Genomic DNA, 25,098 nt, shown 5'->3' on the forward strand with positions numbered 1-25,098 from the left:
GCGTTAACCCTAATGATTCTTTCTGCATCGTGGAAAATTTGCCGCATTGGGCGCCCTTATCAGGGGAAACACCAACACGCAAAACTGTGGCCAAACTTACAAGCCGCGGGACCGGTGGGCGTGCAATAAAGCTAGACTGAACGCATGGACAACCCTTCTCTGTCGACACAGACCGTGGGCACAGGGCAAACGCCTTCGCCCAGTTTGTTGGGCAACTTTCGCCAGGAGCTGCTGCCCTACCCGCCCTTTGCACAGATGGTCGAGGCGGATATGGATTACTTCCTGACGCATTGCAGTCAACAGTACTTTGCGCCCGACGAGCAGGTCTTGGGGCCTGCAGATGGCCCGGTCAAGACCTTGTTTTTCATCCGCAAAGGGGCGGTCACCGGCACCCGTGGATTGGCCGAACAAATGGGGGCCTTTGAGTACGATGCGGGCGACCTCTTCCCGGTCAGTGCGGCCTTTGCCGGCCGCGCGGTCACCGCCTCTTACCGGGCCTGCGCCGACACCTTTTTGCTGGCGCTGCCCGCAGCGGAGATGCACCTCTTGGCGCAACGCAGCGCCGCGTTTGCCGAATACCTGACGCAGCGTGCCACCAAGTTCCTGACGCTGTCGCGCAAGGCCTTGCAAGAGGCCTATGCCTCACACGCCATGACCCAGCAGACCCTGGAGTCTCCGCTGGGGGCACTGGTCACCAAGCAACCCGTCACCTGCAGCGCCGACACACCGCTGCGGCTGGCACTGGAGACCATGCACCAGTCGCGTATTGGCTCCATGCTGGTGGTGGACGGACTGGGCCAACCGGTTGGCATACTGACCCGCTACGATATTCTGGGCAAGATCACCCTGGCGGGTGTGCCGCTGGACACCCCGATTTCCAGCGTGATGGTGCACCCCGTGTTGGCGCTGACTGCCGAGCACACCGCACAAGACGCTGCCTTGCTGATGTCGCGCCACGGTATCCGCCATGTCCCCGTTACCCGCGACGGCGTCGCCGTGGGCATGGTGTCAGAGCGCGATCTGTTTGCCATGCAGCGGCAAAGCCTGAAAAGCGTGAGCACGGAATTGCGTGCTGCGCAAAACCTGGACGCACTCCAGGCTGCGGCCCAGGGTATCCGGCGCTTGGCCCGCAGCTTGCTCGGCCAGGGGGTGCAGGCCCGACAACTGACGGCGATGATCAGCCATCTGAACGATGTATTGACCGAGCGGCTGCTGAACCTCAAGGCGGCCGAGTTTGGGGTAGACCTGAAGCGCCTGTGCTGGCTATGCCTGGGGTCCGAAGGGCGTGACGAACAAACCATTTCCACCGACCAGGACAATGCCCTGATAGTGAGCAATGACACGTCGGACGAGGCACGGGAGACCATTCGGGCCTTTGCACACGCGGTCAACCTGGCGCTGGATGCCTGTGGTTACCCTTTGTGCAAGGGCGGCATCATGGCGGGTGAGGCCGCCTGCTGTCTTACGCTGGACGAATGGCAGGAGCGGTTCCGCCACTGGATCGCACAGGGCTCACCGCAGGATTTGCTGAACGCGTCCATCTACTTTGATTTCCGGCCCTTGGCCGGTGACCTGTCGTTGGCGCATGCCTTGCGCACAAGTGTCACGCAGAGCGCCCGCACCACACCCCGCTTCCTCAAACAAATGGCGCTCAACGCCCTGACCCGAAGCCCCCCGCTGAACTGGCGCGGCGCTATCGACAGTAACGCGCAAGGCATGCTGGACCTGAAGCTGCGCGGCACCGCCATTTTTGTCGATGCCGCCCGCATCTACAGCTTGGCCCATGGCATCCAGGAGACCAATACCCGCAAGCGGCTGGACGCCGCCGGCCCCCTGTTGAAGCTGGCGGAAACCGAATACGGTTCCTGGATCAGCGGTTTTGAGTTTTTGCAGATGCTGCGTCTGCGGCTACAACTGGAGAGCGACGCCCCGCAGGCCGCGCCGAACGACATTCTGGTTGCCAGCCTGAACGATATTGACCGGCGCATCCTGCGTGAGTCCATCAAGGTAGCGCACCGCATACAGCAGCGCTTGCAGTTGGACTATGAACGGTAAACATGTCCTGGATTGACCGCCTGAGAACCGCGGTGACGGGCACCGTGGCAGGCGCACCAGTGGTGGACCCGTCGCGGTGGATCATGCTCGATGTGGAAACCAGCGGGCTGGATATGCACAAAGACCGCCTGCTGGCCATTGCAGCCATCGCTATGCAGGTGGATTGGCAAACCGGCAGCTTGGGTGTGGACCTGGGTGACAGCTTTGAGGTGGTATTGCGACAAGACGAAGTGTCCAACAAAGACAATATCCTGCTGCATGGCATTGGCGCACAGCGGCAGCGCGACGGGCTGGACCCCGCACTGGCCATGCAGGCATTCGCGAACTATGTGGGGAACGCCCCGCTATTGGCGTTCCACGCCGCGTTTGACCAGCGCATGATCAACCGTTACACCCGCCAGCATTTAGGCCACCAGTTGCCCAACCCGTGGGTAGACGTGGACCACCTGTGCGCCGTGACCTATGAGGGTGTGCGGGCACGCGCACTGGATGATTGGATGGCCCATTTCGGCATCCATTGCGCCGTGCGCCACCAGGCAGCAGCCGATACCTTGGCCGAGTGTGAGTTGCTGCAGCACATTTGGCCCAAGGTGGCGGCGCAGTGCAAAAGCTGGGGCGACGTCCAACGCCTGGCCTTGCAGCACCGCTGGTTACCCCGCGCAGGGTAGGCTCAGGGCCTGCGGGATGCGCGCACAACTCCGGCTGGGCGTTGGCCCGCGCTGTCCCACTGCGGCCCGTCAAACCATGTGTCGCCCTGCAAATAGGCACGCAGCATGGGCAGGGCGTCCAGCCCCCAAAAGACCTTGCCATCCACCTCAAACGCTGGCACACCAAACACACCCTTGGCAATGGCCTCTTCGGCGTGGGCACGCAACTGCGCCTTCACCGCCTCGTCTGCCGGGTCGCGTTGCGGGGCCAGTTGCTGGGTGATGGCGGCCAGACGGTCTGCATTGGCCGCATCAGCACCACCCACCCACACGTGTTTGAACAGGGTTTCACACACGTAGCGGTTGGGTTGGCCCTGCGCATCGGTGGCAACGGCCAGGCGCAGCAGGCCCAGCGGGTTGAAGGGGTGGGCCGCCGGCATGTCCAACACACGGCCTTTGTTGTGGGCCAGCCACTGCACCTGGCGGTAGGTCCAGTCGCGCTTGGCCGCAATCTCGGCGGGGCCTAGTTGGCCATGGTGCTTGAGCAGCGCCGCAAACAGCAGCGGCTTGTAGGTCACCGAATAACTCAGGCCCATCAACGCCTGGGGCAGCTCCTCAAACGCCAGGTAGGCATAGGGAGAAATGAAGTCCAGGTAAAAACGGATGTGTTTCATGGGGCACGCCTTGGCATCAAGGCACTGCGGGGCTCAGTGCGGCGGCCCGCTGGGCGATGAGCGCCCAGATGGCTTTTTTCTCCTGGTCACTGCTGGCGCGCCAGACCTTGATCTCGTCGATGCTGCGCAGGCAGCCTTCGCAGTAGGTGCGCTGTGGGTCCATGCGGCACACCGAGACACAGGGTGATGGCACGTTTTCTGCCACAGCCCCCGCCAATACTGCACGCTCCGCTATAGATTGGGTAGCATCCAAAACGACGGTCATACGGGTACCACCTGGGTCACATCGGCCGTGGGCGCACCCGACAGCAGGGCCAGGTCACGCGGGTGCAACTTGAACACACCATGTGGATGGCCAGCCGCGGCCCAGATCTCTTCAAAACGGAACAGCTCCTGGTCCACCAGCGTCACCGGTGGCTGTGCATGCGCCAGGGGCGACACACCGCCAATGCTGAACCCGGTCTTGGCCTTAACAAAATCGGCGTCGGCCCGGCCAATACGGCCCACCAGGGCCTCCACTTTTTTCTCGTCCACCCGCCGATCGCCCGATGTGATGACCAGTACGGCCACGTCGTCGTCCTTGCGGCGGAAGATGATGCTCTTGGCAATCTGGCCCACGGCGATGCCCAGGGCGTCGGCCGCTTGCTGGGCCGTGCGGGCGGCATCGTCCAGCATTACCGGTGTGTGGGGATGGTTTTTGGCCTTCAGGGCAGCCGCTACACGCTGCACACCTTCGGGCAGATTCTGTAATTCCAGACTATTCATAACGCTCTTAACCCAATCGTTTGTTCAGCAATGCGGTGGCGGCCCGCGAGTTGGGCTTGCGTTGCAAAAAGTCGCTGATGAATTTACCGGCATCGACCAGCTTGTCCAGGTCAATGCCGGTTTCGATGCCCATGCCGTGCAGCAGGTACACCACATCTTCGGACGCGACGTTGCCGGTTGCACCCTTGGCATAGGGGCAGCCACCCAGGCCGGCGACCGAGGTGTCAAAGTTCCAGATACCCATTTGCAAACTGGCTAGCGTGTTGGCCAGGGCCATGCCATAGGTGTCGTGGAAGTGGCCGGAGATGTGGTCTATGCCGTAGACCTTCAGCGTAGCCTCCAGCGCCTTTTGCACCTTGTGGGGTGTGCCCACACCAATGGTGTCGGCCACACCCACGTGTTGCACACCGATGCCATGCATCAGCCGCGCCACCATCTCCACCCGCTCGGGTGCAATCTCGCCTTCGTACGGGCAGCCCACGGCGCAGGAGATGGCGCCGCGCACGGTCAGGCCCTTTTCCAGCGCGGCCTGCACCACGGGGCGGAAGCGTTCAATACTCTCGGCAATCGAGCAGTTGATGTTTTTCTGGCTAAAGGCCTCGCTGGCCGCGCCAAAGACGACGATTTCGTCAGGGCGGGAGCGCAGCGCGGCTTCAAAGCCTTGCAGATTGGGTGTCAGCACCGAATACCGCACGCTGGGCTTGCGCTGTACACCCGCCATCACCTCGGCGTTGTCCGCCATTTGTGGCACCCACTTGGGGCTGACAAAACTGGTGACTTCGATCTCGGTCAGGCCGGCATCCTGCAGGCGGTGCACCAGTTCGATCTTGATGGCAGCGGGTACGGGTTGTTTTTCGTTTTGCAAGCCGTCGCGCGGGCCTACGTCGACGAGTTTGACTTTGGCGGGGATGCCCATGGAAGTTCTCCGATACTGGAAATGTCTGGGGGGGTGACGGATATTACGCAGCCACAGGGGGCGTAGCTTTGGGACGCAGGCGCAGCATCAACCAGCCCACCAAGATGCCAATGGTACTGAAAAGCAGCCAGCCTACACCCAGCAAGGTCTGGATCCAGGCGGAGCCACTGATCTGTGCTTGCTGTGGATCGCTGGACCGGTAACGCACGGTGACGGTTTCGCCAATCGCGTGCTCCGCCCCGCCGCGGCGTGCAACCGCGTCCTCGAACACTACGCTACGCCCATCAGGGAGAGAAAACTTCACCACGCTGTGGTTGCCCCAACGACTGCGCTTGTTTTGCTCAGCCCGGTGTGCCACTACCCGCCCCTCGGCGCTGCGCACGTCACCCGCCACATACGCGCCGGTGTATATCAGCCAGACGGCGACCAGGGCCGACAACACACTGGGCACCAGAAAAATCCAGCCCAGTAGGCCCAGGAAGCCGCGGTACGAGGTGTTAGACATGCCCGCCATTTTCAACAAATGCGCACAGCCAATTGGGCGGTTTCAATACCCACGCCCGCGATCCACCACGCCAGCCACCGATTCCCCGCGCTGCAGCGCGGCCAGTTTGCCCGCAATCTGCGCGATGCTTTCGCTGCGCAGCGTGCGTGCCGATGTGTGGGGTGTGACCGTGATCTTGGGGTGCTTCCAGAATGGGTGCTCGGCCGGCAGTGGCTCGGTGCGAAACACATCCAGCGTGGCGCCGGCCAGCTGACCGTTGTCCAGCAGCGCCAGCAGGTCGTCGTCCACCAGGTGGGCGCCACGTGCCACATTGATGACGTAGCCGCCGGGCTGCAGTTGCGACAGCGTGTCGCGGTTCATCACGTCGCGCGTGTCGGCGGTGAGTGGCAGCAGGCAGACCAGCACCCGGCTGGCAGCCAGAAAGTCCTTGAAGCCTTGCGTACCTGAAAAACACTGCACACCATCCACCACCTTGGGTGAGCGGCTCCAGCCCTTGACCGGGAATTCAAAGTGCGCCAGCGCGCGGGCCACCCGTTCGCCCAGCACACCCAGCCCCATGATGCCGACGGGAAAGTCGGCACGGGCCTGCGGCTTGCGAAACGACCACTTGCCCTGGCGCGTGTCAGCCTCATAGGCATCAAACTCACGGAAGTGGCGGATCACGGCGTGGCACACGAATTCCGCCATCTGCACCGACATGCCGGCATCGTCCAGCCGCACGATCTGCGTCTGGCGTGGCAGTTGCAGCTTCAACAAGGCATCCACACCGGCGCCGATATTGAATGCGGCCTTGAGTTGCGGCTGCTCGTCAAAAAACTGCTGGGGCGGCGCCCATACCACCGCATAGTCGGCCGGTGGCGCGCCAGGTGCCCACAGCGCAATGTCGGCACCCGGCAATGCTGCGCGCAAACCTTGCAGCCAGGGCTCTGGCGCGGCGTCGGTGCAGCAAAAAGTGATGTTCATCGCATTTAATCCGTTGAGGACAGCGCTTGCCATTACTTGGCCGCGGTCTGTCCCGCAATATCTCAGGAGGCCACGTCCAGCTTGAGCAGCTCCGCGCCCTCGGTCACCTGGTCACCCGGTGCAAACAGCAACTCGGCCACCGTTCCATCGGCCGGGGCGGCAATGGTGTGCTCCATTTTCATGGCTTCCATGACCGCCAATGCCTGGCCCTTCTTCACGACATCCCCCGCCTTGACGGCAAAGGACACCACCTTGCCGGGCATGGGGGCGGTCAGGCGCCCCGCTTCTGCATGGGTTTCACCGGCGTGGGCCAAGGCATCGATTGCTACGATTTGTGTAGCGCCTTGTGCAGCAAATACGTGGGCTACCTCGCCATTTTTGTATAGGTGCACGGTGGACCGCAGATCGCCATACCGCACGTCCAACGCACCACCTGCCAGTGGTGTGTAGTGCAGCGCAGCCGTATTACCATCCACTGACAGCTGCAGGCCGCCGTCGTGCAGACGGGTAAACAGCGCGGTGTGGGGCTCGCCATGGAACTCCAGCATGAACTCCCGGTGCGATGCCCCGTGTGAGCGCCAGCCATCCCGCTGCGCCCAGGGGTCTATCCAGCCACTGGCATCCGCCTTCGTCGCCAACCCAAGCTCGCTGACCAGGGTCTGCGCCACCATGGCGGCGGTGGCCATGTGCAGACCGACCTTTTCCTGCTTGAACAACACAGCGGACTCGCGCGGGATCAGCGCTGTATCCAATTGCGCCTGCGCAAACGACGGACTGGTAACCACATGGCGCAGGAACTGCACATTGGTTGTCAACCCGACGATGTGGGTCTGGGCTAAGGCCGTGTCCATACGCGCCAATGCCTGTTCACGTGTGGCACCGTGCACGATGAGTTTGGCGACCATGGAGTCGTAGAAGGGACTGATGCCGTCGCCCTGGCGCACGCCAGAGTCCACACGCACCGCGTTGTCGGCGCGTTCAAACGTGGCGCAGGGTGGCAGTCCGTAGACATGCAAGGTGCCGGTGGCGGGCAGGAAGTTGTTGTCGGGGTTCTCGGCGCAGATACGGGCCTCGATGGCGTGGCCGATGATCTTGAGCTCGTCCTGCGCCAAGGGCAGCTTCTCACCCGAGGCCACACGCAGTTGCCACTCCACCAGGTCTTGGCCGGTAATGGCTTCCGTGACCGGGTGCTCCACCTGCAGCCGCGTGTTCATTTCCATGAAGTAGAACTTCATCTGCTCGGGGTGTTCGTAGCCGCCGGGTTGCTCCACGATGAATTCCACCGTGCCGGCACCCACATACTTCACCGCCCTCGCCGCTTCGACCGCGGCCTGGCCCATGCGGGCGCGCAGCTCGGGCGTCATGCCGGGTGCTGGGGCTTCTTCCAGCACCTTCTGGTGGCGGCGCTGCACGGAGCAGTCGCGTTCGAACAGGTAGACGTAATTGCCGTGCGTGTCGCCAAAAACCTGGATCTCGATATGGCGTGGGCGCAGCACATATTTCTCGACCAGCACCGCGTCATCACCAAAGCTGTTGATGGCTTCGCGCTTGCACGATGCCAAGGCTGCCGCAAAGTCTTCGGCCTTGTCCACGGCACGCATGCCCTTGCCGCCGCCGCCGGCGCTGGCTTTGATCAACACCGGGTAGCCGATGCGGTCCGCCTCGCGCTGCAGCAGGGCGGGGTCCTGGTCGGCACCGTGGTAACCGGGCACCAGGGGCACACCAGCCTTTTCCATCAGTTGCTTGGACTCGGCTTTTAAGCCCATGTCCTTGATGGCCGACGCGGGCGGGCCGATAAAGACCAGGCCAGCCTTGGCGCAAGCCCGGGCAAACTCTTCGTTCTCACTCAGGAAACCGTAGCCAGGGTGTATGGCCTGTGCGCCTGTGGCATGGGCCGCAGCAATGATTTTTTCCCAGCGCAGGTAGCTGTCCTTGGGCGCGCTGCCTCCGATGTGGATGGCTTCGTCACACGCGGCTACGTGTTTGGCGCCGGCGTCGGCATCCGAGTACACGGCGACGGTATGGATAGCCAGGCGGCGGGCGGTGGCGGCAACGCGGCAAGCGATTTCGCCGCGGTTGGCAATGAGTATTTTGGTAAACATAGTAGGTATCCTCATTACATCCGGAACACGCCAAACTTCACATCGGGAATCGGCGCGTTCAGCGTGGCAGACAAGCCCAGCGCCAGCACGCGGCGCGTGTCGGCCGGGTCGATGATGCCGTCGTCCCACAAACGGGCTGTGGCGTAGTAGGGGTGGCCTTGCACTTCGTACTGCTGGCGGATCGGCGCCTTGAAGGCCTCCTCTTCATCCTTGCTCCAGGCGCCGCCTTTGCCTTCAATACCGTCGCGTTTGACAGTAGCTAGCACACTGGCCGCCTGCTCGCCACCCATGACACTGATGCGCGCATTCGGCCACATCCACAAGAAGCGGGGTGAGTAGGCCCGGCCACACATGCCGTAGTTGCCGGCGCCAAAGCTGCCGCCGATGATGATGGTGAACTTGGGCACATTGGCCGTGGCCACCGCCGTGACCATCTTGGCGCCGTTGCGGGCGATGCCCTCGTTTTCGTATTTGCGGCCCACCATGAAGCCGGTGATGTTCTGCAAAAAGATCAGCGGGATCTTGCGCTGGCAGCACAGCTCGATGAAGTGTGCGCCCTTGAGCGCCGACTCGCTGAACAAAATGCCGTTGTTGGCGATGATGCCGACCGGCATGCCTTCGATGTGCGCAAAGCCGGTGACCAGCGTGGTGCCGAAGCGGGGTTTAAACTCGTGGAACTCGGAGCCATCAACGATGCGGGCGATGATTTCGCGCACATCGAAGGGCTTGCGCGTGTCGGTGGGTATCACACCGTACAACTCTTCTGCTGCAAATTTAGGAGCAACCGGTGCTTTCAGCGCGGGGGCTAGAGGCTTCTTTTGGTTGAGGTTGGCAACCGCCGTGCGTGCAATGGACAGCGCATGCAGGTCGTTCTGCGCCAGATGGTCGGCCACGCCCGAGAGGCGCGTGTGCACATCGCCGCCGCCCAGGTCTTCTGCCGTCACCACTTCGCCCGTGGCCGCCTTCACCAGAGGCGGGCCGCCCAAAAAGATGGTGCCCTGGTTCTTGACGATGATGGTCTCGTCGCTCATGGCGGGCACATAGGCGCCACCGGCCGTACACGAGCCCATGACGACGGCGATCTGCGCGATGCCCTCGGCGCTCATATTGGCCTGGTTGAAGAAGATGCGGCCAAAGTGGTCGCGGTCGGGGAAAACTTCGTCCTGATTGGGCAGATTGGCGCCACCCGAATCCACCAGGTAGATGCAGGGCAGTCGGTTTTGCTGCGCAATCTCTTGTGCGCGCAAATGCTTTTTGACCGTGACGGGGTAGTAGGTGCCGCCCTTGACCGTAGCGTCGTTGCACACAATCATGCAGTCCACCCCTGATACGCGGCCAATGCCCGCAATCACGCCCGCGCAGGGTGCGCTGTCGGTGCCATCGCGGTCCGGGTACATGCCCATTGCGGCCAACGGCGACAACTCCAGAAACGGCGTGCCCGGGTCCAGCAAATTGTGCACGCGGTCACGGGGCAGCAGCTTGCCACGGGCCGTGTGTTTGGCACGGGCGGCATCACCACCACCCATGGCGGCCTTGTCGGTCTGGGCGTTCAGGTCGGCCACCAGTGCACGCATGGCGTTGGCGTTGGCAACAAAATCCGCCGAACGGGCGTTGAGTTGGGTCTCCAGAATGGGCATGGGAGTTCCAGTAGAAGGTTTCAGAATTCAGCTTGCATTTTCAGCCGGGAGGGCCAGATCGTGCGGGTCATAAAGGTTGCAAATTGCGCCACGCTTCAAAAACTGCGGCACACTAGCGGCATGGTTGCACCATCCCCCATTGCCGCGACGCCCATGGCCTTTGTACGTGCCATTGTGGCCGCCTACCGGCGCTATGGCAAGGACCCGGCTCAGGCGCTGAGCCAGGCACAGATTGCGCCAGAGCAAGTGGCCAAAATCGATGCGCGCATCACCGCCTGGCAAATGGAAACCCTGTCGGGCGCGGCCATGCAGGAGCTGGACGACGAAGCCCTGGCCTGGTTCAGCCGGCGCCTGCCCTGGGGCAGCTACGGCATGCTGGCCAGGGCCTCCATCAGCGCGCCCACCTTGGGTGTTGCCATTTCCCGCTGGTGTCGCCACCACGGGCTGATTGCGCCCGATATTGCGCTGTCGCTTGAAGTCACGGGTTCTGTCGCAACCATCCGCATTGCGGAGCGTTCCGAACACCTTACCCAGGGGAGTGGGCTGGTGGGGGATTTTGCGGAGGTAAAGGAGGAGCCCGCAACGCGGGCGGGGGACACGCAGCAAAAGCCCCCGCCAGCCCGCTCCCCGGCGCACGCGGACTCGGCGCTGGCAGGCAGGGCAGCGTGGGATTCTGCTCCGTATCCCCCGCCCGCTGTGGGGGCTCCTCCTTTACCTGCGCAGAACCCCATGCCGCCCTGCCTGCCTGAACCTATGCGCGAGTTCTGCCTGGTTTCCGTCTTGCGCAATGTCCTTGGTCTGGCGTGCTGGATGGTGGATTCGCGTATTCAGTTGTTGGGGGCGCAGTTTCCATTTGCGACACCTCCACACGCGAACGCTTATGCCGTTTTGTTCTCCGGACCAACCACCTTTGGCGCGGACTCGGCCCATATCCAATTCGATGCGCAGTACCTGGCCCTACCCCTGCGCCGCGACGAAAAGGCCTTGCAACAAATGCTGCAACACGCCCTACCCTTGACCGTGCTGCAATACCGCCGTGACCGCCTTTTGGTACAGCGTGTACGCCAGACCCTGGCCAGCCATGCGCAACAAACCCACAGCGCCGAGGCATTGGCCACGCTGCTGAACGTGTCACCCCGCACTCTACACCGCCAACTGAAAGAAGAAGGCGCTACGCTGCAAGGTCTGAAGGACGAGGTACGCCAGGGGCGTGCTATCGAACTGCTGCACCGCACCGAGCGGCCCATCAAGCAGGTAGCCGAGGCCGCGGGCTTTCGGAATGAGAAGAGTTTTATCCGCGCGTTCAAGGGCTGGACTGGGCTTTCACCAGCGGAGTTTCGCAAGAAGGCACTACCGCTAGAGCGATAAGCGCAGACCCGCGTCGCCATATACAATCGCCATATCCCACCTTAATGGAGGTTGACCATGTCCAACAGCACCGTTTTCACCAACAACCGAAGCCAAGCCATACGCCTACCGGCCGACATGCGCCTGCCCGCTTCTGTGAAGCGCGTCACGGTCCGGGCGCGGGGCATGGAACGCATCATCACGCCCATCGAAAACACGTGGGACAGTTTCTTTTTAGACTCTCCCAACGTGCCGGAAGACTTTCTGCCCACACGCGCCAGCCAGGAGCAGCCGGACCGAGAGAGTTTGTGATGTTGAAGTATCTTTTGGATACCAACATCGTCATCTACGTCATCAAGCGCAAGCCCCTGAATGCGCTGCAGACCTTCAACCTGCATGCCGGGCATATGGCCATATCGTCCATCACGCTTGCCGAACTGCTGCATGGCGCCGAGAAGAGCACCGCTCCCGCGCAGACACTGGCTGTGGTGGAAGATTTTTGCAGCCGCCTGGAAATCTTGACCTATGGCCCCAAGGCGGCGCAGCACTACGGGAGCATCCGCGCCAGTCTGGAAAAAATTGGCAAACCTATCGGTGTTAATGACATCCACATTGCAGCCCACGCGCGCAGCGAAGGCCTGACCCTGGTGACCAACAACCTGCGTGAATTCGAACGCGTGCCTGCCCTGCAATTCGAAAACTGGGTAGCCTGACAGTCTCCTGAAGTACAGCGCCCTTGGCGTGATTTGACCCCTTCATGGCACACGCTGCATCCCTGCTGTTTGTAGACTGCAGTGACGATGATTGCCATAAACGACTCCACCACCATAGCCGCGGCTTTCTTTGAAGCGACCGAACGCTACGCCAGCAACAGCCTGCTGGCCGTGCCCGCCAACCCGACCCGCAGCTACGACCCGGCCGGCCGCGAGATCACATATGCCCAGGCGGCTGACACCGTCCGCAGCCTAATGGTGCAGTACCGCGCTGCAGGTTATGGACTGGGTCACCGTGTAGGCTTGTTCCTGGAGAGTCGCCCCGAACATATGCTGCACAAGCTGGCGCTCAACGCGCTGGGCGTGTGCTGTGTACCTATCAACCCGGACTACCGGCCGCGTGAACTGGCCTATGTGGTGGACCACGCCAAGGTGGACCTGATCGTGGCGCTGTCCAGCCGGCAGGATGCCGTGCAGGCCGCGTTGGCGCTTGCGCAGCACCAAGCGCCGGTTGCACTGCTGGAAGACTTCGCGCACAGACCCCTGCCCCGAGCCATCAAGCAAGCCCAAGCGGGCGAGCCCACCGGCGACACCCCCGCCAGCATCCTCTACACCTCCGGCACCACGGGCCAGCCCAAGGGTTGTGTGTTGTCCCACACCTACGAACTGGCGGCCGGCCACTGGTATGCACACCAGGGCGGCCTGGGCACGGTGCGCGAGGGGCAGGAGCGGCTGTACAACCCGCTGCCGCTGTTCCACGTCAACGCGTCCATCCTGTCGTTTTATTGCATGTTGCTCAGCGGCGGCTGCCAGGTGCAGACAGACCGCTTCCAGCCCAGCCGCTGGTGGGCAGAAGTGGTGGAGAGCCGCGCCACCATCGTGCACTACCTGGGCGTGGTGGTGCCCATGTTGTTGAACCAGCCGGTGACAGCGTTGGAGCGCGCCCACTGCGTACGGTTTGGTTACGGCGCGGGTGTGGAGCCGCAACTACACGCGGTGTTTGAAGAACGGTATGGTTTCCCGCTGCTGGAGTTGTGGGGCATGACCGAGATGGTGCGCCCGCTGTGCGACAACCACGCACCGCGCCAGGTCGGCACGCGCGCCTTTGGCCGCGCACGCCCCGGGCTGGATGCTTGTGTGATGGATGAAAACGGCCAAGCGGTGCCGGACGACACCCCCGGAGAACTGGTGATCCGCCACAGCGAGGCCACGCCGCGGCGCCACTTCTTCAGCGCGTACCTGGACAACCCCGCAGCCACCGAAGACGCCTGGCGCGGCGGCTGGTTCCACACCGGCGACATCGTCACGCGCGGCGCAGACGGCATGCTGCACTTCATGGACCGGCGCAAAAATATCATCCGCCGCTCCGGTGAAAACATTGCGGCCGCCGAGGTGGAAGCCCAGCTGCTGACCCACCCGCTGGTGGCCAACGTGGCCGTGATAGCGTTGCCCGATGACGTGCGTGAGGAAGAGGTGCTGGCCTGTGTGGTACTGAAGGAACGCGCCAATGCCGAGACAGCACAAACCGCCCGCACACTGTTCGACTTTTGCCACGCCAACCTGGCCTACTACAAGGCACCCGGCTGGTTATGGTTTGCGGCCGAAATTCCGACCACGGGCACACAAAAAATCCAGAAGCACCGCATCTTCCCCGAAGGCCAAGACCCGCGCACACTGCCCGGCATGTTTGACCTGCGGGCCTTCAAGAAACGCAACTAAGCTGCTAGACCCATGATCACCCTCTACCACTGCGTCAGCGCCCGCTCCTTCCGCCCTTTGTGGCTGCTGGAAGAATTGGGCTTGCCGTATGCACTGAAGATGCTGCCCTTCCCGCCCCGCGCGTTGGCCCGGTCCTTCCTGCAAGAGAACCCGCTAGGCACCGTGCCCCTGCTGGTGGATGGCAAGACGCGCATGACCGAGTCGGCCGGCATCTGCGAATACCTGGCCGCGCGGCACAGCCCCGGCAAGCTGAGCGTGGCGGTGGACGACCCCGCTTATGGCGCCTACCTGAACTGGTTGCACATGAGCGACGCCACGCTGACCTTCCCACAAACCCTGGTGCTGCGTTACACCCACTTTGAGCCCGCGGAGCGCAAACAGCCCCAGGTGGCAGAAGACTACAGCCGCTGGTTCCTGGCGCGGCTGCGTGCGGTGGATGCCGCTGTGCAGCAACATGAATTTCTCTGTGCCGACCGCTTCACTGCCGCCGATGTGGCCGTGGCCTACGCGCTGATGCTGGCCAGCCACCTGGGTCTGGATGCCCAGTTCACACCCGCAGTAGCCGCCTACTGGGCGGGCCTGCAGGCCCGCCCCGCGTTCCAGCGTGCATTGGCCATACAACACCAAGCTGCCCTGGACCAAGGAGTACCTACAACACCGGCCCCGGATATACGCCCCTGACGACAAGCCCTTAAGCCAAATAGGCCTCTAGCCCCCGATAAATATAACAACATCGCTATATTATTTATAGCAATCACCCAAACTACACCTGCGGCGTGGCCCGCGCAATAATCGCCGCGCAATCCAGCCCGCGCGGCAGCGCACCAAAGGTCAAGCCACTGTAGTGCTCACCCAGGCGCGACGCACAAAACGCATCGGCCACCGCATGGTTGCCATACCGCACCAGCAGTGATCCCTGCAAAGCCAGCGCCATCTTCTCGACCACGCCCCGCGCCCGGTATTCGATGGCGGATGGGTCCAGCAACTCACTGCCAAGGCGGGCCACATACTGGTCCAGGCGGCGGTCGGTGCCGGCGGCGGCTTGCACTTCGTCCATGTAGGCGTCCACCGAGCCGGGGTTGCGGCTCATGGCGCGCAGCATGTCCAGGCACTGCACATTCCCACTGCCCTCCCAGATGGAGTTGACCGGAGATTCGCGGAACAGGCGGGGCATGATGCAGTCTTCCATGACGCCGCTGCCGCCAATACATTCCATGGCCTCGTAGGCATGGGCGGGTGTGCGTTTGCAGATCCAGTATTTACCCACTGCGGTGCCCACGCGCACCAGCATTTTTTCGTGCTCGCTGGCCTCGCCGATGTCCAGTGCTCGGGCGATGCGCAGGGTCATGGCCAACGCGGCCTCGCTCTCAATCACCAGATCGGCCAGCACGTTTTGCATCAACGGTTGTTCGGCCAGCAGTTTGCCAAAGGCCCAGCGGTGCGCGCAGTGGTGCAGGGCCTGGGCCACGGCCTGGCGCATGCCGGCGCTGGACCCCACCATGCAGTCAAACCGCGTCATCGTGACCATCTTCAAAATGGTGGGCACGCCCCGGCCTTCTCCGCCCACCATCTGCGCGTAAGCGCCGCGCAGCTCGGTCTCACACGATGCGTTGGCCACGTTGCCCATCTTGTTTTTTAGGCGCTGGATCTGCATCGGGTTCTTGCTGCCGTCGGGCCGCCAGCGTGGCAGCCAGAAGCAGGACAGGCCATCGGGTGCCTGGGCCAGCACCAGAAAGGCATCACTCATCGGGGCGGACACAAAGTATTTGTGGCCCACAAGCTCGTAGGCCTGGCCGGGGCCACCAGCGCCAAGGGCATGGGCACGCAGCGTATTGGCCCGCACGTCCGACCCACCTTGCTTTTCCGTCATGGCCATACCCACGGTGATGGCGGATTTTTGTTCCATCGGAATATTGCGGTGGTCGTATTGCAAGGCCGTGATCTTGGGCAGCCACTGGGCGGCCAAGTCGGGCTGCTGCTGCAAGGCGGGCACCACGGCGGATGTCATGGTGATGGGGCAGCCGTGGGCCGCGTCGACCTGGCCCATCAAATACGACATGGCAGCACGCGCCACATGGGCACCCGGCTGGGGCGTGCGCCAATGGGTGGCATGCAAGCCGTGTTCGGTCGATATCTGCATCAGCCGGTGGTAGGCCGGGTGGAAGCGCACTTCGTCAACACGGTGGCCGTAGTTGTCGTGTGTGTAGAGCACCGGCTTGTTTTCGTTGGCCTGGAAGCCCAGCTCAATCAGCTCGCGGCTGCCGGTCAGCGCGCCGAATGCCTGCAACTCGGGTTCGGCCCAGGCGGCGCCTTCACGCGCGACCGCTTCACGCAGTGCCACATCCTGCTGGTACAGGTTGTAGTCGCGCAGTGGGGGCGGCTGGTTCTCCACCACATGGGTTTCGGCCAGGTGCAGAAAGGCGCTGGCAGTTTTTGAAGCAGTGGCGTTGTCGGTAGTGGTGTGCAACATCTGGGGTCTCCCGGTGCCGCACGGTGTTGTCGCGGCCTTTGACTATGGTTGTTAGAAATTGTGAATTCAAATTCAAATTATGCATTCGTCCTCAGCCGCTGTGGGCCTACCGGCTTGCGCTACAGTGGCGCCTGTTTTAAATACCACGGCTCCGCGCACGTTCCACCATGGCTTACCGGCCCACCGAAAAAACACTGGCACGCAAGGCCGAAATCCGCCAACGCCTGCTGGACGCCGCGCTGGGCCTGGTCAGCGGGGGCGGCTTTGCCGCACTCACCATGGTGGCCGTGGCGGCCCAGGCCGGAATTGCCACGGGTGCGGTCTACAAACACTTTGTTTCCAAGGACGAACTGTGCTCCGAGGTGTTCCGTATGGCCACCGAAAAAGAAGTGGCCTGGGTGCGCGAGATGGCGTTGCAGGAAGACGGCTCGCCCAGCGAACGGATGTTGCGCGCCATCGAAGCCTTTGCCCTGCGCGCGCTGCGCAACCCGCGCCTGGCGTTTGCCTTGATTGCCGAGCCAGTCGATGTGCAGGTGGACGCACAGCGCCTACGCTACCGCCTGGCCTATGCCGAAGTGTTTGAGCAACTGTTGGAGCAGGGCATACAGAGCGGGGAATTTGCCCCGCAGTTCCCCAGTGTCAGCGCGGCGGCGCTGGTGGGGGTGATTGCCGAGTCGCTGGTGGGGCCGCTGTCCTGGCCGGCCGCGGACCAGCCGCCCATGGAAACCGAAGCGCTGATTGCCGCCATCCAGGCTTTTTGCCTGCGCGCGGTGGTGGCGCCCAAGATCAGCTTTTAGCAGCCGCGCGGCGCGCCTTTTGCGCCTCCAGCGTTTCTGTGGGGCCACCCTGGCGAACCCATTCCGTGTAGCCACCAGCAATGTGCGCCACATTGTTCATGCCCATGTCCTGCAAGGTTTTGGCGGTGAGGGCACTGCGCCAACCAGCGCCACAAAACAGGATGTATTCCTTGCCCTCGTCCCCAAAAATGGGCTTGTAATACGGCGAAGCGGGGTCCACCCAAAACTCCAGCATGCCGCGCGGGGCGTGGAAGGCGCCCACCACGGTGCCATCGGCCAGCTCGCGCACATCCCGAATGTCCACCAGTTGGGTGTTGGCGTCACCCAGCCGCGGCAAGACGTCGGTAACGGTGTAGGTGCGGATTTCCGCCATGGCCTGGTCCACCAGGGCGCGGGACGATGTGGTGATGGGCATGGTTATTGCTCTCCTGCGCTCGGGGTTAATCCCATTGTTGTGGTCTGTGCTTGCCCGGATACTACCCCGCGCAGTGCTTAGCACCCTGCGCAGACCGCTTTTTTCCAGAACAGGATACGTGTTGTTCCATCCATCCCCATTCGCCAGGGCCTTGTACTTTGCCTGCTGCGCGGCCATAAGCTGCGTCAGCCTAGGCTTGACGGCCCATGCACAGCAACCTTCTTTGCCCCCGTTGCCACCTGCCAAAACAGCGTCAGAACCCTCTGCGATGGAGCGGTCCAAGCGGCAGTCCGAGAATGTGTACCGTTTCATCAAACAGTTTGCCGACACGCCGCGCAAGCCCGCCGCCCCTGTTGTGGCACCAGCCGCCGTGCGGCCCAAAGAAGAAGTGGCCACACCAGCCCCCCCGGCGCGCAGGCCCGACACACAAAACCTGGCCATTCCCGCCAGCACACTCGCCGCAACCCCAGATGCAGCGCCTACTACGGCCCCGGTTAACACGGCCACCAGCGAGTCAACCGCACCAGCCCCCGCAGCCAGCGCCGCCCCCGCCACGGCAACGCCTCCAGTAGCGACCGCATCCGCCGCCCCGGCCGCACCAGCCGTGGAAGACGACGAAGAAGAGCTGCAACTGGTGGAGCAGGTGCAGCCCCAGTTCCCGCGCGGTATGCAAGGTGCCACGGACAGCGGCAAGGTGACGGTGGCGTTTACCGTGCAGCCCGATGGCAGCGTCACCGACACCTCCATCGTCTCAGCATCCAACCGCCGGTTTGGCAAACCCGCACGTGACGCGGTCGCCCAATGGCGCTTTGCGCCGATCAAGGCGGCACGCGCGGTGCAGGTCGAAATTGCCTTCAGCCAGCAGTAGAACAGGCCCCCACGCTCCACCGCTGCGCGGGTCGCTGCCCCCCAAAGGGGGCTAACTCGCCTCGGGTCGGCGAGTTGCCGTACTTTAGCCCGCCAACGCGCGCTGGATGATGATCTTCTGCACGTCGCTCGTGCCTTCGTAAATCTGGCAGACCCGCACGTCGCGGTAAATGCGCTCCAGCGGAAAGTCGCTCACGTAGCCATACCCACCCAGCGTCTGGATCGCGGCGCTGCACACCTTCTCCGCCATCTCGCTGGCAAACAGCTTGGCCATGGCGGCCTCTTTCAGACAGGGCCTTCCCGCATCGCGTAACGCAGCTGCGTGCCAGATCAGCTGGCGCGCCGCCTCAATCTGCGTGGCGCACTCGGCCAGGCGAAAGCCCACGGCCTGGTGGTTGAAGATGGGTTGGCCAAAACTCTGGCGATCCTTGGCGTAGGCCACGGCCACGTCCAGCGCGCTGCGCGCCATGCCCACACTCTGCGCCGCGATGCCGATGCGCCCGCCTTCCAGACCACCCAGCGCAATGCCATAACCCTCGCCCTCTTTGCCGATCAGGTTCTCGGCCGGGATGCGGCAGTTGTCAAAATTGATCTGCGCCGTGTCACTGCTGTGCTGGCCCAGCTTGTCTTCGATACGTGCCACCACATAACCCGGCGCGTTGGTCGGCACCAGGAAGGCGCTCATGCCCCGTTTGCCCGCGCCCTTGTCGGTGACCGCGATGACGATGGCAACATCGCCGTTCTTGCCGCTGGTGATGAATTGCTTGACGCCGTTGATGACGTATTCATCACCCTCGCGCACGGCAGTGGTGCGCAGACTTGACGCATCACTGCCCACATGGGGCTCGGTCAGGCAGAAGGCACCCAGCATCTGGCCGTGGGCCAAGGGCACCAGCCACTTCTGCTTTTGCGCCTCGGTGGCGTACTTCATCAGGATGGCGTTGACCGGACAGTTGGTCACGCTGATGACGGTGCTGGTGCCGCCATCACCAGCCGCGATTTCTTCCAGCACCAGGGCCAGCGTCACATAGTCCAGGTTGGCACCGCCATAACTCTCGGGCACACAGATGCCGTAGGCGCCCAGCGCGGCCAAGCCTTTGTGCGCTTCTTTGGGAAAGTGGTGCTCTTTATCCCACTTGGCGGCGTTGGGCCACAGCTCGGTTTGGGCAAAGTCACGTACGGCATCGCGCACCATTTCTTGGTCTTGGGTCAACAACATCTGAGAGGTCTCCTGGGTTCTTTTGGAATGGTTTACCAGCCCGCCATGGGCGTGCCGTCTATGCCGAAAAAGCCGCCGCTGTCGGCGGGCTTCAGGTGGGCGAGTGTGCGGCGCATGGCGGCCACGCTGTCGTGCGCCGACAAGGGCGCGCCACCGCCGCCCAAGTCGGTCTGCACCCAGCCGGGTGACAACGCGGCGAAGATCGCCTGAGGGTAGTCATCCCGGGCCGATGCCACGGCCATGTTGAGGGCTGCCTTGCTGACGCGGTAGGTCCAGCAGTAGCTGGATTCCGCACTGGCAATGTGCCCCATGTCGCTGGTGATAAAACCAAAACGCCCCTGCGCCGCTTCCACCAGCGGAGCGACCTGGGGAATGGTTTGCATAGCGCCCAGCACATTGGTGTGCATCACGTGGTCAAAGTCGGGCTGTGTGGGCGGTGTGTGGGCATCGGCGTGGGTCAGCACACCGGCCACATACAGCGCCACGTCGATCTTCTCCCCATCGAGCTGCCAGGCCAGGCCGCTGACACTGGCCGGGCTGGCCACATCCAGCTTCAGCGCCACCGCATCCAGCGCGCGCAGGCGCTCCAGCCCCGCGTCGTCACGCGCCGTGGCGATGACACGGTCACCCGCTGCGCGGTATTGCCGCACAAACTCCAGCCCGATACCGCGGGATGCACCAATCACAAGGATGTTCATTACGTCATGCTCTCAAACAACAGACAACTCGAAGATGCGGGGAGTCCCGGAGGCCGATTTGTGCGCGTTTGGCACCATGAGGCCTCCGGGACTCCCCGCATCTACAGGAAACAACGCTGTAGCCCCCGTAGAATATATCTATACAGCTACTGAATTTATAGCATTTCCAGCGCAACGGCAGTCGCCTCGCCACCACCAATACACAGCGTGGCCAGGCCCTTTTTCAGCCCACGGGCCTGCAGCGCATACATCAGTGTGACCATGATGCGTGCGCCAGACGCGCCAATGGGGTGACCCAGCGCGCAAGCGCCGCCGTTCACGTTCACCTTGTCGTGCGGCACATTCAGCTCTTTCATCAGCGCCATGGGCACCACCGCAAAGGCCTCGTTCACTTCCCACAGGTCCACATCACCCACTTCCCAACCCGCCTTGGCCAGCACCTTTTGGGTGGCGCCTACGGGGGCGGTGGCAAACCATTCCGGCTCTTGTGCGTGGGTGGCGTGGGCCACGATGCGGGCCAGCGGCTTGCAGCCCAGCTTGGCGGCCGTGCTGGCCTTCATCATCACCAGCGCAGCGGCGCCGTCGTTGATGGACGAGCTGCTGGCGGCGGTGATGGTGCCGTCTTTTTTGAACGCAGGTTTCAGCGTAGGGATCTTGTCCAGCTTGACTTTGCCCGGGCCTTCGTCGACGGACACCACCACATCACCACCACGGCCCTTGACGGTGACCGGTGTGATCTCGGCTGCAAACGCGCCGGACTCAGTGGCGGCCTTCGCACGCTGCACACTGGCGGTGGCAAATGCGTCCTGCTCGGCGCGGGTGAAGCTGTACTTGGCGGCACAGTCTTCGCCGAAGGTGCCCATGGAGCGGCCGGCCTCGTAGGCGTCTTCCAGGCCGTCGAGCATCATGTGGTCGTACATGCGGTCGTGGCCGATGCGGTAGCCGCCGCGGCCCTTGAGCAACAGGTAGGGCGCGTTGGTCATGCTCTCCATGCCACCGGCCACCAGCACCTCATGGCTGCCGGCGATCAGCATGTCATTGGCGAACATGGCCGCGCGCATGGCCGATCCGCACATCTTGGACAAGGTGACCGCACCCGCACTCTTGGGCAGGCCGCCCTTGAAACCGGCCTGGCGCGCTGGCGCCTGGCCCTGGCCCGCCATCAGGCAGTTGCCAAACAAGACCTCGGTCACCAGCTCAGGGGAAATACCGGCACGCTCCACCGCCGCCTTGATGGCCGCGCCACCCAAGTCATGCGCCGCGAGGCTGGAAAAGTCGCCCTGGAAAGCGCCCATGGGGGTGCGGGCTGCGCCGACGATAACGATGGAATCCGACATGCTGGTTTCTCCAAAATGGTTGACGTTTACGTAAACGTCAATTGTGACAGAAACCGCCCTCCATTACACTCGCCCACCGGCAAAACTGCCACAAGCAGACCCAGCCGGCGCGACACCACCCTTGTTTGCAGCCACTCTGTCCATGCTCCATACTTTGCGTCTTTTTTTGCTGGGCGTCCACTTCCTGGTGGCCGGCGCCGTCAATATGCTCATCGTGCTGCGGCGCCCCTTTGACCCCGACAACAGCCGCCTATGCGGACGTGTGTACTCGCTGCCGGCCTTGCGGTTTCTGGGCTTGCAAACCGAACTGCAGGTGGACGAACTGAAAAAGCTGACCAGCCCCTGTGTCATCGTCGTCAACCACCAATCCAACTACGACCTGTTCATATTGGGCAGCGTGGTGCCGCGCCGCACGGTCACGATTGGCAAGACCAGCCTGCGCTGGATTCCCATCTTTGGGCAAATCTACTGGCTGGCCGGCAATGTGCTGATCGAGCGTGGCAACGCCGCCAAGGCCAAAGCTGCGATGCTGAAGACCACCGACACGCTGCAGCACCAGGACACCTCCATCTGGGTTTTCGTCGAGGGCACACGCAACCTGGGCAAGGGCTTGCTGCCGTTCAAGAAAGGCGCGTTCCAGATGGCGATAGCGGCGGGTGTGCCCATCGTGCCCATTTGCTGCAGCAACTACAAACGCACCATGCGGTTGAACCGCTGGCACAGCGGCAATTTGCGCATTCGTGCCCTGCCGCCCATCAGCACCCTGGGCATGACGCTGGATGACATGCCTGCGTTGATGGAGCGGTGCCGGGGGCAGATGGTGGCCTGTATTGACGCACTGGATGCCACGCCCCAGTGAATAGGCCCCGGGGATTGTTCGCAATCCAGCAAGAGTGCCTTTGTGTATTGCCACTGTTTCTGGTGCGGCAGGCTGCATACAGTCCTCCCATTGACTGAAGCCCTACCCAACCTGGACCGCACACATGCCCTTTCTCTCTGTTCGCCCCCTTCACACCGTCGCTTTGGCGGCATGCCTGTTAACCGCAACCGTATCCCCCGCCCAGGACACACACCCGGCCTTCGCCAAACTGGCGGCGCTGCAAACCGCACCCGAGTCTGCGGGCACCTTGGTGTACCGGGGTGACACCTTTACCCAGCGCACGCCCGCAGCGGCAGCCCTCTACCGCTACGAACGCCGCGTGCTGACCACCACCACCGGATTAACCGCAAGCCACATCACCAGCGACGCTGCCGGGCGCGTGCTCATCGTCGAGTCGGCCCTGGTGTCGCCCCACTACGCAACCCAGCGGTTTGAGGCAGTCAACCAGCAATCCGGCTTTAGCGGATCGGTCCAGATCAGCAACGGCGGCCGCCATCTGGAATACGAACTCAACATCAACGGCAAACGCAGCACGGCATCGGAAGAGGTTTCGGACCCGGTGGTCTGCGGCCCTTCCCTGTTTGGTTTTATTCTGAAGCACTGGGATCCCCTCGTGGCAGGTACAAGCCTGCCCGTGCGCATGCTGGTGCTTCAGGACAAGACCACTTATGGTTTCGATCTGACGTTTGACAAGACCGTCAATGGCCAGGCAGCGTTCACCCTCAGGCCCAGCAACTTTGTGATCCGTATGGCCATCGCACCGCTGCGGGTGGTGTTTGACGCCCGTACCCGCACGGCGGTTCGGTACGAGGGCCGGGTGCCGCCGATGGAAAACGTTGCAGGCAAGCTCAAGGGCCTGGACGCGCGCGTGGAATACGTGTCCGTGTCTCCCATATACCGTTAAGACTCGGAGCCACACACCATGACGACACTTTTTGCCGCCTTGCACCACGCCGCCGTTCTGACGCTGCTGGTCTGCACACTGGTCTCTATCTACCAACTCCGGCAGCCACTCACCGTAGGTAGCGCCCGCATCTTGCGCAGCTCCGACATGCTCAATGGCATCGCCGCGACCCTGGTGTTGGTGGTCGGACTGGTGCGGATCTTCTACCTGGAGAGGGGATGGTCCTATTACTTTGGCAACGGCCCCTTCTTGGCCAAGCTCGGTTTTTACGGGCTTGCCAGTATGTTGTCCCTGGTTCCAACGCTGGAGGTTCGTCGTTGGCGGGCTCCCCTCAAACACGGGCAACTGCCCACCTTGAGCGACCAAAAATTGACGGCCCTACGTGCGGTGGCCTACTTGCAGTTGGCGTGCCTTGCCGCCATGGCCATCTGCGCAAACATGGCTGCAAACGGCCAAACATGGCACTTTGAGGGGAGCGCCCCTTGAAGCAGCTGCAACCTAGGGCTTGAGGCTTGCAAGCCAGGGATCATCCTGGTTGCCGCCAAAGGTCTCGACCAGAAAATCCATAAAGGCCCGTGTGCGTGCCGGAACATGTTTGCGCGTGGGCATGGCCGCATACAGCTGCAAGGCCCCGCCATGCCATTCCGGCAGAACCCGCACCAGGCGACCATCCCGCACCGCATCTGCCACCATGAATGTTGGCAGGCCTGCAACTCCCATGCCGTTCATAGCCGCAGCGTAGAGGACATCCAGCTGCGCGGTCGAAATGGCAGGACGGCGCAGGCTCACTTTCAGTATGCGCCGGGCTGAGCCAGTGGCGCCATGCGCTTCCCGAAACAGTGTCAATTCGCGCCGCACTGCAGCCACGTCTGGAAGCAGGCCGTCGTGCTGCAGCAAGTCCTCCGGTTGCTGCGGTAACCCACAGCGTTGCAGGTAGGCGGGAGACGCACACAGAACAAAGGTTGACGCAGCGAGCGGCCGCACCACAAAGTCGCCCTGCAGGGCTTGCTGCCCTATGGACAGTATGGAGACATCAAAATTCTCATCCGCCACCTCCACCGGCCCCGCCGCCAACAGCTCCATATGAATACCCGGGAAGCGCTGTCGAAAGATGGGCAGATGCCGGACCAGCTGGTGGCTTGCAAATGCAGGCGGGCACAACACACTCAAGGTCCCACTGGGCGCCTGGTTGACCGCACCGGCCAAGGCATCCGCGTCATCCAGCTCCGCCAGTACACGTTTGGCGCGCTCCAGGTAGTCTTCGCCCACCTCGGTCAATGCCAGCCTGCGGGTGGTGCGGTTGAGCAGCCGCACACCCAAATGGTCTTCCAGGTCAGACACGGCACGGGTGACCACCGCCGGGGCAAGGTCCATCACCCTGGCCGCCCCCGCAAAGCTGCCTTCGGCGATGACTTGGGCGAAAACACGGAGGGCGCGGAGTTGGTCCATGCAGGCATTCTTTCACACC

26 protein-coding genes are annotated in these 25,098 nt (G+C 62.7%); 12 read left to right on the plus strand and 14 right to left on the minus strand.

Translation table 11 applies throughout. The features are described 5' to 3' along the window. Positions 1 to 144 precede the first annotated feature (144 nt). Positions 145 to 2,055, plus strand: coding sequence for a DUF294 nucleotidyltransferase-like domain-containing protein (locus HZ993_RS10405; protein ID WP_209397698.1), 1,911 nt, complete (start codon positions 145 to 147; stop codon positions 2,053 to 2,055). Positions 2,056 to 2,057: 2 nt separating this feature from the next. Further along, positions 2,058 to 2,723 carry a 3'-5' exonuclease gene (locus tag HZ993_RS10410; RefSeq protein WP_209397699.1) on the plus strand — a complete coding sequence of 222 codons (666 nt, stop codon included), beginning with the start codon at positions 2,058 to 2,060 and terminating at the stop codon, positions 2,721 to 2,723. 2 nt (positions 2,724 to 2,725) lie between these two features. Here the strand turns inward: HZ993_RS10410 and HZ993_RS10415 are convergent, their stop codons facing one another. The 8 genes from HZ993_RS10415 to HZ993_RS10450 all read right to left on the minus strand — a co-directional run bounded on the left by HZ993_RS10415 (position 2,726) and on the right by HZ993_RS10450 (position 10,264). Beyond that, positions 2,726 to 3,376 (minus strand): 2-hydroxychromene-2-carboxylate isomerase, encoded by a 651-nt coding sequence (locus tag HZ993_RS10415; protein WP_209397700.1) that lies wholly within the window; start codon positions 3,374 to 3,376, stop codon positions 2,726 to 2,728. A gap of 16 nt (positions 3,377 to 3,392) precedes the next feature. Continuing rightward, a complete protein-coding gene (locus HZ993_RS10420; RefSeq protein WP_209397701.1) occupies positions 3,393 to 3,641 on the minus strand; it encodes a DUF1289 domain-containing protein in 249 nt (82 codons plus the stop codon). After that, a complete protein-coding gene (locus tag HZ993_RS10425) occupies positions 3,638 to 4,141 on the minus strand; it encodes a YbaK/EbsC family protein (protein WP_209397702.1) in 504 nt (167 codons plus the stop codon). Before HZ993_RS10425 ends, HZ993_RS10420 begins: the two co-directional genes overlap by 4 nt. 7 nt (positions 4,142 to 4,148) lie before the next feature. Then, entirely contained in the window at positions 4,149 to 5,057 is a 909-nt protein-coding gene (locus tag HZ993_RS10430) for a hydroxymethylglutaryl-CoA lyase (protein WP_209397704.1), read from the minus strand. A gap of 43 nt (positions 5,058 to 5,100) precedes the next feature. Then, positions 5,101 to 5,562 (minus strand): DUF3592 domain-containing protein, encoded by a 462-nt coding sequence (locus HZ993_RS10435; RefSeq protein ID WP_245213904.1) that lies wholly within the window; start codon positions 5,560 to 5,562, stop codon positions 5,101 to 5,103. A 42-nt stretch (positions 5,563 to 5,604) separates the two neighbouring features. Continuing rightward, positions 5,605 to 6,525 (minus strand): glyoxylate/hydroxypyruvate reductase A, encoded by a 921-nt coding sequence (locus tag HZ993_RS10440; protein WP_209397708.1) that lies wholly within the window; start codon positions 6,523 to 6,525, stop codon positions 5,605 to 5,607. 62 nt (positions 6,526 to 6,587) lie between these two features. Beyond that, entirely contained in the window at positions 6,588 to 8,627 is a 2,040-nt protein-coding gene (locus tag HZ993_RS10445; protein WP_209397710.1) for an acetyl/propionyl/methylcrotonyl-CoA carboxylase subunit alpha, read from the minus strand. A 14-nt stretch (positions 8,628 to 8,641) separates the two neighbouring features. Further along, positions 8,642 to 10,264: a carboxyl transferase domain-containing protein gene (locus HZ993_RS10450; protein ID WP_209397712.1), complete on the minus strand. Its 1,623-nt coding sequence runs from the start codon at positions 10,262 to 10,264 to the stop codon at positions 8,642 to 8,644. Between the two features lie 120 nt (positions 10,265 to 10,384). Here HZ993_RS10450 and HZ993_RS24390 point away from each other — a divergent pair, with 120 nt between their 5' ends. The 5 genes from HZ993_RS24390 (at position 10,385) to HZ993_RS10480 (ending at position 14,724) form a co-directional block, all read left to right on the plus strand. Next, the gene (locus HZ993_RS24390; protein WP_245213905.1) at positions 10,385 to 11,632 is read left to right on the plus strand and encodes an AraC family transcriptional regulator; all 1,248 of its coding nucleotides are present in this window, start codon (positions 10,385 to 10,387) and stop codon (positions 11,630 to 11,632) included. A gap of 57 nt (positions 11,633 to 11,689) precedes the next feature. Then, positions 11,690 to 11,923, plus strand: coding sequence for a type II toxin-antitoxin system VapB family antitoxin (gene vapB / locus HZ993_RS10465; RefSeq protein WP_209397714.1), 234 nt, complete (start codon positions 11,690 to 11,692; stop codon positions 11,921 to 11,923). Further along, entirely contained in the window at positions 11,923 to 12,324 is a 402-nt protein-coding gene (locus tag HZ993_RS10470) for a type II toxin-antitoxin system VapC family toxin (protein ID WP_209397716.1), read from the plus strand. Before vapB ends, HZ993_RS10470 begins: the two co-directional genes overlap by 1 nt. Before the next feature lie 87 nt (positions 12,325 to 12,411). Next, positions 12,412 to 14,043, plus strand: coding sequence for an AMP-binding protein (locus HZ993_RS10475; protein WP_209397718.1), 1,632 nt, complete (start codon positions 12,412 to 12,414; stop codon positions 14,041 to 14,043). Between the two features lie 12 nt (positions 14,044 to 14,055). Then, complete coding sequence (locus HZ993_RS10480; RefSeq protein ID WP_209397720.1) at positions 14,056 to 14,724, plus strand: glutathione S-transferase family protein; 669 nt, start codon at positions 14,056 to 14,058, stop codon at positions 14,722 to 14,724. Positions 14,725 to 14,806: 82 nt separating this feature from the next. On the opposite strand, the gene HZ993_RS10485 is transcribed toward HZ993_RS10480, so the two are convergent. Continuing rightward, a complete protein-coding gene (locus HZ993_RS10485; RefSeq protein ID WP_209397722.1) occupies positions 14,807 to 16,513 on the minus strand; it encodes an acyl-CoA dehydrogenase family protein in 1,707 nt (568 codons plus the stop codon). Between the two features lie 167 nt (positions 16,514 to 16,680). Between HZ993_RS10485 and HZ993_RS10490 the strand changes: the two genes are divergently transcribed. Then, positions 16,681 to 17,310: a TetR/AcrR family transcriptional regulator gene (locus HZ993_RS10490; RefSeq protein ID WP_209397724.1), complete on the plus strand. Its 630-nt coding sequence runs from the start codon at positions 16,681 to 16,683 to the stop codon at positions 17,308 to 17,310. Here HZ993_RS10490 and HZ993_RS10495 read toward each other — a convergent pair. Next, positions 17,300 to 17,725 carry a rhodanese-like domain-containing protein gene (locus HZ993_RS10495; RefSeq protein WP_209397726.1) on the minus strand — a complete coding sequence of 142 codons (426 nt, stop codon included), beginning with the start codon at positions 17,723 to 17,725 and terminating at the stop codon, positions 17,300 to 17,302. The two genes, HZ993_RS10490 and HZ993_RS10495, sit on opposite strands and share 11 nt — an antisense overlap. Positions 17,726 to 17,846: 121 nt before the next feature. Between HZ993_RS10495 and HZ993_RS10500 the strand changes: the two genes are divergently transcribed. Beyond that, entirely contained in the window at positions 17,847 to 18,593 is a 747-nt protein-coding gene (locus tag HZ993_RS10500; RefSeq protein ID WP_209397728.1) for an energy transducer TonB, read from the plus strand. An 84-nt stretch (positions 18,594 to 18,677) separates the two neighbouring features. On the opposite strand, the gene HZ993_RS10505 is transcribed toward HZ993_RS10500, so the two are convergent. The 3 genes from HZ993_RS10505 to HZ993_RS10515 form a co-directional block, all read right to left on the minus strand. Next, complete coding sequence (locus HZ993_RS10505; protein ID WP_209397730.1) at positions 18,678 to 19,811, minus strand: acyl-CoA dehydrogenase family protein; 1,134 nt, start codon at positions 19,809 to 19,811, stop codon at positions 18,678 to 18,680. Positions 19,812 to 19,843: 32 nt separating this feature from the next. Continuing rightward, a complete protein-coding gene (locus HZ993_RS10510) occupies positions 19,844 to 20,509 on the minus strand; it encodes an SDR family oxidoreductase (protein WP_209397732.1) in 666 nt (221 codons plus the stop codon). A gap of 155 nt (positions 20,510 to 20,664) precedes the next feature. After that, positions 20,665 to 21,846: an acetyl-CoA C-acyltransferase gene (locus HZ993_RS10515; RefSeq protein ID WP_209397734.1), complete on the minus strand. Its 1,182-nt coding sequence runs from the start codon at positions 21,844 to 21,846 to the stop codon at positions 20,665 to 20,667. Between the two features lie 142 nt (positions 21,847 to 21,988). Between HZ993_RS10515 and HZ993_RS10520 the strand changes: the two genes are divergently transcribed. The 3 genes from HZ993_RS10520 to HZ993_RS10530 all read left to right on the plus strand — a co-directional run bounded on the left by HZ993_RS10520 (position 21,989) and on the right by HZ993_RS10530 (position 24,116). Beyond that, entirely contained in the window at positions 21,989 to 22,705 is a 717-nt protein-coding gene (locus tag HZ993_RS10520; protein WP_209397736.1) for a 1-acyl-sn-glycerol-3-phosphate acyltransferase, read from the plus strand. 124 nt (positions 22,706 to 22,829) lie between these two features. Next, the gene (locus tag HZ993_RS10525; protein ID WP_209397738.1) at positions 22,830 to 23,630 is read left to right on the plus strand and encodes a hypothetical protein; all 801 of its coding nucleotides are present in this window, start codon (positions 22,830 to 22,832) and stop codon (positions 23,628 to 23,630) included. Positions 23,631 to 23,648: 18 nt separating this feature from the next. Further along, entirely contained in the window at positions 23,649 to 24,116 is a 468-nt protein-coding gene (locus HZ993_RS10530) for a DUF2214 family protein (protein WP_209397740.1), read from the plus strand. Between the two features lie 12 nt (positions 24,117 to 24,128). On the opposite strand, the gene HZ993_RS10535 is transcribed toward HZ993_RS10530, so the two are convergent. Next, a complete protein-coding gene (locus tag HZ993_RS10535; RefSeq protein WP_209397742.1) occupies positions 24,129 to 25,079 on the minus strand; it encodes a LysR family transcriptional regulator in 951 nt (316 codons plus the stop codon). Positions 25,080 to 25,098 lie beyond the last annotated feature (19 nt).

This window comes from Rhodoferax sp. AJA081-3, from assembly GCF_017798165.1.
Classification (GTDB): domain Bacteria; phylum Pseudomonadota; class Gammaproteobacteria; order Burkholderiales; family Burkholderiaceae_C; genus Allorhodoferax.